This is a genomic window from Arthrobacter sp. Cr_A7 (genome assembly GCF_029222765.1).
In the GTDB taxonomy this organism is placed as follows: domain Bacteria; phylum Actinomycetota; class Actinomycetes; order Actinomycetales; family Micrococcaceae; genus Arthrobacter.
The window spans coordinates 57,295-69,104 of sequence record NZ_JARHXQ010000080.1 but is presented as its reverse complement, the minus strand read 5'-3'; the positions used below and the strand labels follow the sequence as shown (position 1 = coordinate 69,104).

Annotated in this window: 9 protein-coding genes; 2 read left to right on the top strand and 7 right to left on the bottom strand. The window is 66.1% G+C overall.

The window, feature by feature from the left end; all coding sequences use genetic code 11:
* The 5 genes from P2Q66_RS05145 to P2Q66_RS05125 all read right to left on the bottom strand — a co-directional run.
* A partial coding sequence (locus P2Q66_RS05145) for an MFS transporter (RefSeq protein WP_275726124.1) occupies positions 1-1,329 on the bottom strand: 1,329 nt, incomplete at its 3' end.
* A gap of 39 nt (positions 1,330-1,368) precedes the next feature.
* Entirely contained in the window at positions 1,369-2,844 is a 1,476-nt protein-coding gene (locus P2Q66_RS05140; protein WP_275726123.1) for an NAD-dependent succinate-semialdehyde dehydrogenase, read from the bottom strand.
* A gap of 20 nt (positions 2,845-2,864) precedes the next feature.
* The gene (locus P2Q66_RS05135; protein ID WP_275726122.1) at positions 2,865-4,115 is read right to left on the bottom strand and encodes an iron-containing alcohol dehydrogenase; all 1,251 of its coding nucleotides are present in this window, start codon (positions 4,113-4,115) and stop codon (positions 2,865-2,867) included.
* Between the two features lie 164 nt (positions 4,116-4,279).
* Positions 4,280-6,247 carry a GAF domain-containing protein gene (locus tag P2Q66_RS05130; RefSeq protein ID WP_275726121.1) on the bottom strand — a complete coding sequence of 656 codons (1,968 nt, stop codon included), beginning with the start codon at positions 6,245-6,247 and terminating at the stop codon, positions 4,280-4,282.
* Positions 6,248-6,339: 92 nt separating this feature from the next.
* Complete coding sequence (locus P2Q66_RS05125; protein WP_275726119.1) at positions 6,340-7,860, bottom strand: SulP family inorganic anion transporter; 1,521 nt, start codon at positions 7,858-7,860, stop codon at positions 6,340-6,342.
* Positions 7,861-8,037: 177 nt separating this feature from the next.
* On the opposite strand from P2Q66_RS05125, the gene P2Q66_RS05120 reads away from it, so the two are divergent.
* Positions 8,038-8,439 carry a VOC family protein gene (locus tag P2Q66_RS05120; RefSeq protein WP_275726117.1) on the top strand — a complete coding sequence of 134 codons (402 nt, stop codon included), beginning with the start codon at positions 8,038-8,040 and terminating at the stop codon, positions 8,437-8,439.
* A gap of 133 nt (positions 8,440-8,572) precedes the next feature.
* Positions 8,573-8,899, top strand: coding sequence for a hypothetical protein (locus P2Q66_RS05115; RefSeq protein ID WP_275726116.1), 327 nt, complete (start codon positions 8,573-8,575; stop codon positions 8,897-8,899).
* Between the two features lie 21 nt (positions 8,900-8,920).
* Here P2Q66_RS05115 and P2Q66_RS05110 read toward each other — a convergent pair whose 3' ends face one another.
* Both P2Q66_RS05110 and P2Q66_RS05105 read right to left on the bottom strand, forming a co-directional pair.
* The gene (locus P2Q66_RS05110) at positions 8,921-9,664 is read right to left on the bottom strand and encodes an NAD(P)H-binding protein (RefSeq protein ID WP_275726114.1); all 744 of its coding nucleotides are present in this window, start codon (positions 9,662-9,664) and stop codon (positions 8,921-8,923) included.
* A gap of 407 nt (positions 9,665-10,071) precedes the next feature.
* Positions 10,072-11,754: a PAS domain-containing sensor histidine kinase gene (locus tag P2Q66_RS05105; RefSeq protein WP_275726113.1), complete on the bottom strand. Its 1,683-nt coding sequence runs from the start codon at positions 11,752-11,754 to the stop codon at positions 10,072-10,074.
* Positions 11,755-11,810: the final 56 nt, after the last annotated feature.

Genomic DNA, 11,810 nt, shown 5'->3' with positions numbered 1-11,810 from the left:
GTCCAGTTCCTGGGCGGCGGTGATGCGCCGGTCCAGCTTTCCAAGGGTTTCCGGTGCCAGGAGCGTGGCCACAACGGTGATGACGCCGATCACGCTGAAGTAGAGGATCACCCAGCCGGGCTCACCGTTTCCGGCGTTCAGGAGCGCCACCGCGACCAGCGGAGCGACGCCGCCCGCCAGGACGGAACCGAACTGGTAGCCCATGGAGGCGCCGCTGTAGCGCAGCTTGGTGGAGAACAGCTCCGAGAAGAAGGCAGCCTGGGGGCCGTACATGGAGTTGTGGAAGACGGCGAGCCCGATGATGATGGCCAGTGTTGCCAGCAGTGCGCTGCCGGTGTCGGTCATCACGAAGTAGAGCGGGAAGAACAGGAGTCCGCCGATCGAGCCGAACAGGTAGAGCGGCTTGCGGCCGATTTTGTCCGAGAGGATGGCCCAGAGCGGGACGGCGAAGACTCCGATGGCAGAGGCGATCAGGACGGACAGGGTTCCCTGGTTGGCACGATCGGGTCCGAAGGTCCTCATGATGTAGACCACCGAGAACGTTGTGTACAGGTAGAAGGCGGAGTTTTCTGCCAGACGCATGCCCACAACAAGCCAGATTCCCTTGGTTTCCTTCTTCATTGCTTCGCCCAGCGGCTTCTTGGACGTCTGCTTGGTGGCAACAAGGTCCTTGAAGTCGTCAGAGTCCTCGAGCTTGGCGCGGACCACCAGGCCGATGACGATCAGGACCACGCTGAGCAGGAACGGCACCCGCCATGCCCACGCATCAAAGACCTCCGCAGGCACGGAAGACTTGACGATCAGGACGCTGGCGTTGGCGAGCAGCATGCCTGCCGGGACGCCCATCTGGGTGAAGCTGCCGAAGAAGCCGCTGCGCCCCGGCGGGGCGTGTTCGATGGAGATGACGGCTGCGCCGGCCCACTCCGCTCCGGCGCCGAAGCCCTGGAGCAGGCGCAGCACGGTCAGCAGGATGGGAGCCCAGACGCCGATCTGGGCGTAGGTGGGAAGCAGCCCCATCGCCAGGGTGGCGAAGCCCATGATGAGCAGGGACAGCACGAGCATGGGCTTGCGGCCGATCTTGTCGCCGAAGTGGCCGGCAAACATGCCGCCGAAGGGACGGGCGACGAAGCCGACGGCGTAGGTGACGAACGCAAGGAGCAGGCCGGTTGCCGGGTCCTGTTCGGGGAAGTAGAGCCGGCTGAACACGCCCGTGGCGGCGAGCAGGCCGAAGATGTAGTAGTCGTACCATTCGATGGTGGTGCCGGCGAAGCTGGCCAGCGGTACGCGCCAGGCCGCCTTGGGCTTGGCTGTGGTGTTGGAGATCGTCATTGGTCTTTTCTTTCGGAAGGAAACGAAGGGAGCAGCGGGCTACCAGTCGAGGGCGATGTATTTGGTTTCGGTGAAGTCCAGCAGGCCCTGATGGGCCCCTTCGCGGCCAAGGCCGCTCTGCTTGACGCCCCCAAAGGGTGCTGCGGGGTCGGAAACCAGGCCGCGGTTCAGGGCCACCATTCCGCTCTCGATGCGCTCGCAGACCCGCAGTCCGCGGCGGAGGTCCTCGGTGAACACGTAGGCGGCGAGGCCGTACTCCGAATCGTTGGCGGCGGTGATGGCTTCGTCCTCGGTGTCGAAGGGAATAACAGAGGCCACCGGCCCGAAGATTTCCTCACTGACCATCCTGGCCTGGAGCGGCACGTTGGTGACGACAGTGGGCGGGTAGTAGTAGCCGGTCCCGTCCACGGCCTTGCCGCCGGCGAGGAGCCGCGCTCCCTGGCTCACCGCGTCGCGGACCAGCGAATCGACTTTGCGGACGCTGGCCTCATCCACCAGCGGCCCCACCTCGGTATCGGCGTCGGTACCCGGACCCACGCGCAGTGCGCTCATCCGTTCGGCCAGCCGGCGGGCGAACTCGTCGTGGATGCCGCGCTGGACGTAGATGCGGTTGGCGGCGGTGCAGGCCTGGCCGCCGTTGCGCATCTTGGCGACCATGGCGCCGTCGATGGCCAGGTCGAGGTCCGCGTCATCGAAGACGAGGAAGGGCGCGTTGCCGCCAAGTTCCATGGAGCACTTGAGGACATTGTCGGCCGCCTGGTGCAGCAGGTGCCGCCCGACGCCGGTGGAGCCGGTGAAGGACAGCTTGCGGACCCGGGGGTCGGCGAGGATGGGGGTCATGACCTCGCTTGTCTTGCTCGTGGTGATGACGTTGACCACGCCGGCGGGGGTTCCAGCGTCGAGCATCAGCTGGGCGATCGCGAGGGAGGTCAGCGGCGTGAGCGTGGCCGGCTTGAGCACGGCCGTGCAGCCGGCTGCCAGCGCGGGTGCCAGTTTGCGGGTGGCCATGGCCGCCGGGAAGTTCCACGGGGTGATCAGCACGCAGACGCCGATGGGCGGGTGCTGGACAAGGATCCGGTTCGAGCCCGACGGCGAGACGGACACATCCCCGATGATGCGGACCGCTTCCTCCGAGTACCAGCGGAAGAATTCTGCGGCATAGGCCACTTCGCCGCGGGCATCTGCAAGGGCCTTGCCGTTCTCGAGGGAGATCAGGTGGGCGAGCTGTTCGCTGCGCTCGGTCATCAGTTCGAAGCAGCGGCGCAGGATCTCGGCGCGGCGGCGCGGGGGAGTTGCCGCCCATTCGGGGAAGGCTGCTGCCGCGGCGTCCACGGCTGCGAGGCCGTCTTCGACGTCGGCGTCGGCGATGCCGGTGATGATGGAGGCATCGGAGGGGTTGATCACCTCGACGAGGCCACCGCCGGCCGCGTGCTGCCAGTTGCCGGCAATCAGCAGCTCGCGGGGCACCGTCAGGCCGTCAATGTCGAGGGGTTCGAGGGTGGAAAGAAGTGTCATGGGGAAGTCCTTGGTGCTGGTCAGCGGATGGTGCGGTCGCCGGCGAAGGCGGCGTGGACGATGGAGGTTACGGCGTCGAGGTCGAGGGGCACGGGGTTGTTGTCGATGAGCCGCTTGGAGTTCAGAGACAGCTTGGCCACCTGGGCGAGGTCGCTTTCCTGCAGGCCGAGGTCCTTCAGCGTTGGGGGCAGCTCGATCGCGGCGATGACTTCGTCGATTGCCTCTACGCCTGCGACGGCGGCGGCGCGCGGGTCCAGGCCCTTGGTGTCGCGGCCCAGGGCTTCGGCAATCTGTGCCAGCTGCGGCTGGATGGCCTGGAAGTTGTGACGGACAACGTACGGCAGCAGCAGGCCGACCCCGACGCCGTGGGGAGTGTGGGTCAGTGCCCCCACCGGGTACTGGATGGCGTGCGCCGCGGCGGTTCCCGCATTGCTCAGGACCACACCGCCGTACAGTGCCGCGAGCATCATTCCGGCACGCGCCTCAACGTTTTCCGGGTCCTTGTATGCAGTGACGAGGCTGCGGCCCACCAGCCCGATGCCGTTCAGGGCAATGGAATCGGTCAGGATGTTCTTGCCGACGAAGACCCGCTCAGCGGCCAGCTGGGGGGTGGGTTCCCGGGTGATGGCGGTGAAGGACTCCACCAGGTGGACCAGCGTGTCAGCGCCGGTGGCGGCGGTCAGCGGCGCGGGGCAGGAGTAGGTCAGTTCGGGATCGCAGACGGCGGCGAACGGGATGATGTGCGGGCTTGAGATGCCCATCTTCATGCCCAGTTCAGGGTCGGAGACGACGGCGATGGCGGTCGCTTCGGAACCGGTGCCCGCGGTGGTGGGCAGGGCGATGACCGGCTTGGTGGGCCCGGGAACGGCGAATTCGCCGTAGTAGTCGCTGGGCTTGCCGCCGTGCGTGAGCAGTACCGACACAACCTTGGCCATGTCCATGCAGCTGCCGCCGCCAAAGCCGATGATGACGTCGATGTCCTGGCCTTTGAGCTCCTCAACGCAGGCCAGGATGCCTGGCGTCGGCAGCTCGGCCTGGGTGTCTCCGTAGACCGTTACGGTCAGGTGCCGGTCCTCGAGGCTGCGGACCAGGGCCTTGAGCTCGTCCGAGGCGGCCAGCCGCGGATCGGTGCAGATGAGGATGTTGGTGCCGAATTCGGCTGCGATGCCGGCAATTGCGAAACGCTGCCCGGCGCCGACGACGACGCTCCGGGGCAGGCGCAGGACGCCGAAAGTTGCGGGACGGATGCCCGCTGCATGCGCACACGACATTGTGAATGACTCCTAAAGATGGGGTTGGCGGGCTGCCTGACAGGTGCCGCAGAAACCAGCATTCCAGAGCCGCGTGATGGTCACCATGTAGATGTGCGCCACACAAAAAGCGCGCTTATGTGCGCGGGCGCCATGTGTGTCCCGGTGGAGGGCAGAACAGCTGGTCAGGCGCCGGACGTGACCCCGGACGTCTTCATCCTCCAGAGACGCAGCGCCACCTGGACGTCGAGGGAACGGCTTCCCCGGCGCCAGGTGGCACCGATCAGGGCGTCTATCCGGTCCAGCCGCTGCCGGAGGGTGTTGGGGTGGATGTGGAGGGCGTCGGCCGTCTCCTGCATGGCGCCGCCTTTTTCCTGGAACATCCATGCTGTGAGGACCAGCTGTGTTCCCCGCCGCTCGTCGTAGCTAAGGAGCGGGCCCAGCTGTGCTGTCAGCAGTTGTCCGGCGAAGGGGCTGTCCATGGCTCCGAGCAGCATTCCTGCGGTGCCCAGGGCGGCGCGGTCCGCTGCCTCGCCGTCACGCGAGAGGGCCTGAAGTGCCCGCAGCACGGTGTGGGCCTCGGTGTGCGCCGCCGACAGGCCTGCAAAGCCGGTGACCGGTTCCGATGTCCCCACGCTGGCAGTGATGCGGCGCCGCTTGAGCTCTTCGACGATGGACCGGCCGTTGTCCCCGGCGCCGCCGGTTCCATCAGCTCGTCCGGTGCGCCGTTCGAAGGGTTCGATGATGCACAGGTGCGACTCGTGCAGGGCAATGATTCCAGGGGTGCCCTCTGCCCGGAGCCTCAGCACGGACAGCGCCCGCTGGCGCTGGTCGTCAGCGACCCCCACCACGCGCACCACGAGCTGAAGGTGGTTTGCGAGGCCGAACTGCCCGGCCCTGCGTGACAGCGCCTCCGCATGTTCAGACCTCGGGCTGAGCAGGTCGTCGATGAGTTCGAGCTGCAGCCGGTACTGCGCGTCCTGGAAGGTGCGCTCGAAGAGCAGGGACACGCTGAGCACCAGGGCGCTGCGTTCCAGGACAGCGAGACGGGCCGTGCTGAGTTGCTCTGCGACGATGAGCGTAGCCAGGTGCTGGTCACCCGCAACAGCGGACATGGCCGTGTACTTCCTGCCCTTGACCTCGAACTGCACTGCCGAGCTCGTCGCCACCGATTCCTCAGCCGCGCCCAGGGCCGGAAGACTGGTGAAGTCACTGTCCGCCGCGATTCCCGCCAGCGGCTCGCCCATGGGGGAGACCAGGAAAACAGGGGCGCCCAGCGATTCGGCCAGCAGGGTGAGCAGGTGCGGGAGGCTGCCGGTGGAGGCAAGGGTCTCCATGAGCCGCCGGTCCAGGGATGAAAGCTCTTCCAGGTCCCGGACATGGGCCAGGTTCTGCTGCTGTGCCTGGTCCAGCCGGGCGAGGGCATGGGCCATCTCGCTGAAGTAGCGGGCGTTCTCCAGCGCGACGGCGGCGTGCGTGCCGATGGATTCCATCAGGGCAACGTCGTCACTGCTGAACTGGTGCGGGTGCCTGTCGGCCACCAGCAGCGCGCCGATGACTTTCCCTTCGGCGCGCAGCGGAACACCCATGATGGCCCGGACGCCCTCCGCGGCAACGGCCCTGTCGCTGGACTCCAGGTGGGATTTGGTTTCGTCCAGGAGATAGTCCGCGCTTTGCGCCGGCGCCTCACCGGTGGCCACCGCGCCGAGCACGCCTTCGCCAAGCGGCATGCGGATGTTGCGGAACAGCGCTGTGGTTGCACCGTCGGTCACGCGGACATAGGACTCGCCGCTGTCGTAGTCGTTCAGGCTCAGGTAGGCAATGTCGCTGCCGATCAGCGACCTGGTGCGCCGGACGATGGCTTTGAGGACCGCCTCGACGTCGCGTATGCCGGTGAGGTCGGTGGCCGTGTCGTAGAGGACGCGCAGCAGGCCCTCCCGGCGGCTCGCCTCCCACAGCCGGGCATTCAGCCGGCGTGCGGCCGCGGCGGTGGACTGGTCGATCGCTCCGTCGTCCAGCCAGGCGGACAGTGTTGTCTCGAGCTCGGCCGCGGAAATACCGCTGTCCAGCATGGCCATAAGTCGGCCCGCGCTCCTGGCGCCGGGTGACGGTCCTCCTCCGGCGTGGATGGCAGAAGTGTCATCGGCGCGCATGAACATAATGCTAGCCGCGGCAAGCCCGCAGGAAAGCGGACGACGGCGGGCGCGTGCCGCCGTCGTGCCTCTCGCCTTAGGGGCTTGTTGCCTTAGTTCCCTGTGCCCAGCTTGCCGGCGAGGCGTTCGTGCATGAGGGTGCTGGCGTCGTTGAGGCCGATGATTTTGACGTCCTTGCCGTGGTGGCGGTACTTCTCGGTGATGGCGTCCAGGGCGGCGATGGTGGAGGCGTCCCAGAGGTGGGAGGCGTGCATGTCGATGACCACATGCTGCGGGTCCAGGGCGTATTCGAACTGGGTGAAGAGGTCGTTGGAGGAGGCGAAGAACAGCTCGCCGTTCACCGTGTAGGTGGCGGTCTCCTGGCCCTCGATGTCCTTGATGGTCCGTTCGACGGTGACGAAGTGCGCCACCCGGCGGGCGAACAGCACCATGGCCACCAGCACGCCGGCGCCGACGCCGATGGCCAGGTTGTGGGTGGCCACCACCGCGATGACCGTGGCCACCATGACCGTGGTTTCGCTCTTGGGCATCATCTTCAGGGTGCGGGGGTGGATGCTGTGCCAGTCGAACGTGGCCCAGCAGACGAAGATCATCACGGCCACCAGCGCGGCCATCGGGATCACCGAGACCACCCCGCCGAGGGCCACCACCAGGATCAGCAGGAAGACGCCGGCCAGGAAGGTGGAGATCCGGGTGCGGGCGCCCGAGGCCTTGACGTTGATCATGGTCTGGCCGATCATCGCGCAGCCGCCCATGCCGCCGGTGAAGCCCGTGACGATGTTGGCCACGCCCTGGCCCCAGGCCTCGCGGGTCTTGGAGGAGCGGGTGTCCGTGACGTCGTCCACCAGCTTGGCGGTCATCAGGGATTCCAGGAGTCCCACAAAGGCCATGGCCAGGGCGTACGGGAAGATGACCTGCAGCGTCTCGAGGGTGATCGGGACGTTGGGGATGAACAGGGACGGCAGGGACTCGGGCAGGTGTCCCTTGTCGCCGACGGTGGGGACCGTGATGGAAGCGAACACCGTGATGAGGGTCAGGACAACGATGGCGACCAGCGGGGCCGGAACCACGGTTGTCAGCCTGGGCAGCCCGAAGACGATGAGCAGCGCGAGGGCGGTGAGCGGGTAGACCATCCACGGGACGCCCAGGAGTTCGGGGACCTGGGCCATGAAGACCAGGATGGCCAGGGCGTTGACGAAGCCCACCATCACCGAGCGGGGGATGAAGCGCATCAGCTTCGCGACTCCGGCAAGTCCCAGGATGACCTGGAAGATCCCGGCCAGGATGACGGTGGCCACCAAGTAGTCCACGCCGTGGGTCTTCACCAGCGGGGCGATCACCAGGGCCACGGCGCCGGTGGCCGCGGAGATCATGGCCGGGCGGCCGCCCACAACAGCGATTGTCACGGCCATGGTGAAGGACGCGAAGAGGCCCAGCCGGGGGTCCACTCCGGCGATGACCGAGAACGCGATGGCTTCCGGGATCAGGGCGAGGGCGACGACGAGGCCACCCAGGACCTCGGTCTTCAGCCTCCTGGGGGACCTGAGTGTTTCCCGCACCGACTGGAGCTGTTCGGGCGTAGAGGCAGGGGCGTTCCCGGCGGTGGCGGCCATTGCTGGCTCCGTTCGTGGTCTGGAAGACGCACGGCAGCGCCCTCGCACTGTTCGAAGAAATGGTCTGTTCGAAGATTGAAGGGGCGCAGCACCGCGCCGGGGCGGCCTTTGTGGTGCGGCCGCTCCCGGTCAATTCTACGTGGCCGGAACGGGCCTTATGCGGGGTACTGTGGCGGGATGGAGATGCGCCTTGAAGTAGTGCAGGTACCGGTGGCTGACGTGGACAGGGCCAAGGCCTTTTATACGGAGAAGCTGGGTTTCGTGCTGGACCACGACGTGGAGCACATCCCCGGAATGCGGGTGGTGCAGCTGACCCCGCCGGGATCGGCGGCGTCAATCGTCATCGGGACGGGCATGACCTCCATGGTGCCGGGCAGCCTCGAGGGGCTGCAGCTGGTTGTTCCGGACATGGACACCACGCGGACCGAACTCCTGGCGCGAGGTGCAGGCATCAGCGAGGTCCAGGACATGGGCGGCGTGCTGTTCGCCTACTTCTCGGACCCGGACGGCAACCGCTGGGTCATCCAGGGCGCGATTCCTCCCGGCATCAGGGATGCGCATCTGCAGGACCAGGCCTAAGCGGCCCTGCCGCGGCGCAAAATTGCCTGTATCTTGAGCAAACCGCGCTGACCTGTGGCAGCGGCATGGCTATGGTGAATTTACGGGTTCAAGCATCCGGACCGTTCGAAAACTGCATCGGGAGCAGCTCCCCATGCCACAGCGCAAAGCAACGCGAATCTGGCTCACCGCCGCCCTGGTTACCGCGGTGGTGCTGGGCGCGGTCTACTACACCCAGTCCACGTTCATTGCCAGCGGCGACCTCAGCGATGCCTGCCTTGCCGCCGGCCAGGAACTGGACCTGAACTACCGGCTCCGGCATCCGCGCGACGGCAGTGCGGTGTTCCCGCTCCACAACAGATGCAATGCCGTGTCGGACCTGGTCCCGGAGTGGGTGAACCCCACGCTGAGCCTGATCGCCGCAATGCTCTCCCTGGCCCTGGTGGGCCTGCTCTTCAGCCGCATCCGGAAGCACGCCTAATTTTTTGGCGTTCAGGTCCGTTTAAACGGCGCCTTCCAGCCACTCCAGGAACGTCTGGCGTCCGACGGCGGCACCCTCCGCCGGGACCAGCGCGCCATGGCGCATGGCTTTCCCCATCGACCCCGGGAACGGGACCTCGACGATCCTCTTGCGCCGGCCCGTCTTATCCAGATAAGCGCGGACCAGGCGGGCGAGCTCCTCGGTGCGGGGGCCGCCCAGGTCGGCGATGCGTCCCTGCGGACCCGCCTCGGCTGCCGCAACCAGGGCTTCCGCCACCTCGCTGGCCGCCACGGGCTGGGTGAACATTTTGGGAACCAGCACCACCGGGCCTACGGAGGCGACGTCCGCCGTCAGCGGTACAAACTCATGGAACTGGGTACAGCGCAGGAGGGTCCAGGGCACGTCCCCGTGCCGCACCGCGTCCTCCTGCGCCAGCTTCCCCGCGTACAGGCCGGACGTCGCATGGTCGATTCCCACGATCGAGAGAGCCAGGTGGTGCCCCACACCGGCCTTCTTCTCCGCAGCGAGCAGGTTCTGGGTGCTGTTGGTGAAGTAGTCCACGTTCTTCTTGGTGGCCATGGACTTGATGCCGGACACGTCGATGACCGTTTCCACGCCCCGGAGTGCCTGCTCCAGGCCCTTTCCGGTCACCAGGTCAATGCCCTCGGAGCGGCTCAGGCTCACCACCTCATGGCCGCGCGCGCTGGCCTGCTCCACGACATAACGGCCAACGGTTCCGGTTCCCCCTGCAACGGCAATCCTCATACAAGAAATCCTAGGACTCTTCCCGGCCGGTGATGGGACGTCGCTTGGGTTGATGGCGCCGATGAAAGCAGCAACATATTTCTGATAAACGCTGTTGTGGTGTTTGTTGGCAACCTCATGGCGACTTTCGGGGCTGCTTGGCGGTGCCGGCTTCGTGACACCGCCAAGCGCTGAGACCATCGGTTGCCCGACTCAAGGCCTGTGGACTGCTGGGCCCAATTCCCAGATGCACCCCCATGCGCTCCAGGCCTTTCACCAACTACTGTGCATGCCGTAGCTCAAGGACCTCAGCACGTTCGCTCAAGAAGCCCTCAAGAGTTCCTCAAATCCTGCCCGCGGAAGGCGCCGGTGGTAACGGTGCAGCGAAAGCCTGTCCCGCCGTCGGACGCTGCCATCTCCTGCGCCTCCTAAGCTGGGCGGGACGGCAGCGAAAGGGTGACCGTGGTGCCCTTCCCGGGTGCGGTGCTGAGGCTGATGGACCCGCCATGGCCCTCAACGATGGTCTTGCTGATGGGCAGTCCCAGGCCTGCTCCGGGGATGGCCGTGTCCCGTGACCGTTCGGAGCGGAAAAACTTTGAAAAGGCGTGTGCGGCCTCATCCTCCGTCATCCCGATGCCGGGGTCGGTGATGGAGCAGACGAGGCCCTGGCCATTGCTTCGAAGGCTGGCGGTGATTGTTCCGCCGTCCGGTGAGTACTTGATGGCGTTGGACAGCAGGTGCTTGAACACGTGGCGGATCCGGCCCGCGTCCACCCGGGTAACCAGCGGCTGGCCGGCCTCCATCACCAGTCGGAGCCCCGAGCTGGCCGCCCGCGGCCGCAGGGATTCCACCACTTGAGCCAGCAGGTGGGTGATGTCAGCCTCCTGCACGGAGAGTTCCACGCGGTCGGATGCGACGGCGATCAGATCGTTCACGAGCGTCAGCAGATGCGTCGCGTTCCTGTGGATGATGAGCAGTTCGGGCTCGATCTCCTTGTGGTCCGGCTCGTCAAGCACGATTTCCAGGTAACCGAGGATGGAGGTCAGCGGGGTGCGCAGCTCGTGTGAAACCGTGGCCACGAAGTTGTCCTTGGCTTTAAGCGCGTTGATGAGTTCAGTGACCTCCGCAAAGGTGACCACGGCGCCAGTACACACGCCTTCCGCTGAACGGATGGGGGAGGCGCTGACCGAATAGGCATGCTGGTCATCGCTTGTGCCGGCGTAATACAACTCGTCAGTAAACTCTTCGCCCTTTGCCGCCCTGATATTGGGCAGGCGTTCCGTGGGGGCTTCGCTTGTGCGGTCGGGGAGGAACAGCGGCCGCCGCCCTGTTGCCAACCCGGCCAAGGCAGGGTCCACCTCCAGGGCCTTGTTGGTGAGCACGCCGCGTCCGTCCTGATCGATAACCCAGACACCGACGTTGATCGAGGACAGGACTGCATCGAGGAGCTGCTGGCGGTGGATGCTTTCGGCCAATGTGTCTGCCAGCTCCCGGTCCTTTTGGGTCAGCGTCTGATGCTGGTTGATAAGGGCGCGCGCCACGAAGTGGGCGGTGAGGGCGACGCCGGCCATGATCAGCGGAAGGAAGATGATGCGGATGGCGGAATCCTGCGCGTCGTCCCGGCCCATGGCGAATGCCGGAACGATGGCGCTCAGCAGCACGCCGAGGATCGCCAGCAGCACGCCGGGACGCCCGCGATTAACGGAAAGCCGGATCACAGGAAAGACCAGGAGCAGGCTCAGGACACTGAATTCCGGGCCGCCGGCCTGCCGGGTGAACCCGATGGCCACGCAGTCAAGGACGGGAACTACTGAGAAGACGGCGGACGGCAGGCGATGCCACGGAACAATGGCGGCCAGTGCGAACAGTAAGGCGTGGCCTGCCACGGCTGCCTGGAAGGCAGGGTCCTGCAACGTTGCCGGGCTGAACACCCCGGCTGCTGCCACCAAAAGGACCAGCATGATGGCCAGCGGTAGCTGCCCGGCCGCGGCCTGCCACCGGCCGCCACCAGTGCCCAACAGGGGTTCAGCCGCTCCTGCCCACGAACCCCCGGCTGTTTGCCCCAGTCGCTGCCGCCACTCGAAGACAGTCCCGCCTTTAATATCCTGCATCCGACTCATCTGTTCCCCCCGGCACAGACTAAAATAGACAGCCTCCGGCTACTTGA

What these genes read in the sequence shown, in the direction of transcription:
- P2Q66_RS05140 (WP_275726123.1), bottom strand. Translation starts at nt 2,844, where the DNA reads ATGACACTTCTTTCCACCCTCGAACCCCTCGACATTGACGGCCTGACG.
- P2Q66_RS05135 (WP_275726122.1), bottom strand. Translation starts at nt 4,115, where the DNA reads ATGTCGTGTGCGCATGCAGCGGGCATCCGTCCCGCAACTTTCGGCGTC.
- P2Q66_RS05130 (WP_275726121.1), bottom strand. Translation starts at nt 6,247, where the DNA reads ATGCGCGCCGATGACACTTCTGCCATCCACGCCGGAGGAGGACCGTCA.
- P2Q66_RS05125 (WP_275726119.1), bottom strand. Translation starts at nt 7,860, where the DNA reads ATGGCCGCCACCGCCGGGAACGCCCCTGCCTCTACGCCCGAACAGCTC.
- P2Q66_RS05120 (WP_275726117.1), top strand. Translation starts at nt 8,038, where the DNA reads ATGGAGATGCGCCTTGAAGTAGTGCAGGTACCGGTGGCTGACGTGGAC.
- P2Q66_RS05115 (WP_275726116.1), top strand. Translation starts at nt 8,573, where the DNA reads ATGCCACAGCGCAAAGCAACGCGAATCTGGCTCACCGCCGCCCTGGTT.
- P2Q66_RS05110 (WP_275726114.1), bottom strand. Translation starts at nt 9,664, where the DNA reads ATGAGGATTGCCGTTGCAGGGGGAACCGGAACCGTTGGCCGTTATGTC.
- P2Q66_RS05105 (WP_275726113.1), bottom strand. Translation starts at nt 11,754, where the DNA reads ATGCAGGATATTAAAGGCGGGACTGTCTTCGAGTGGCGGCAGCGACTG.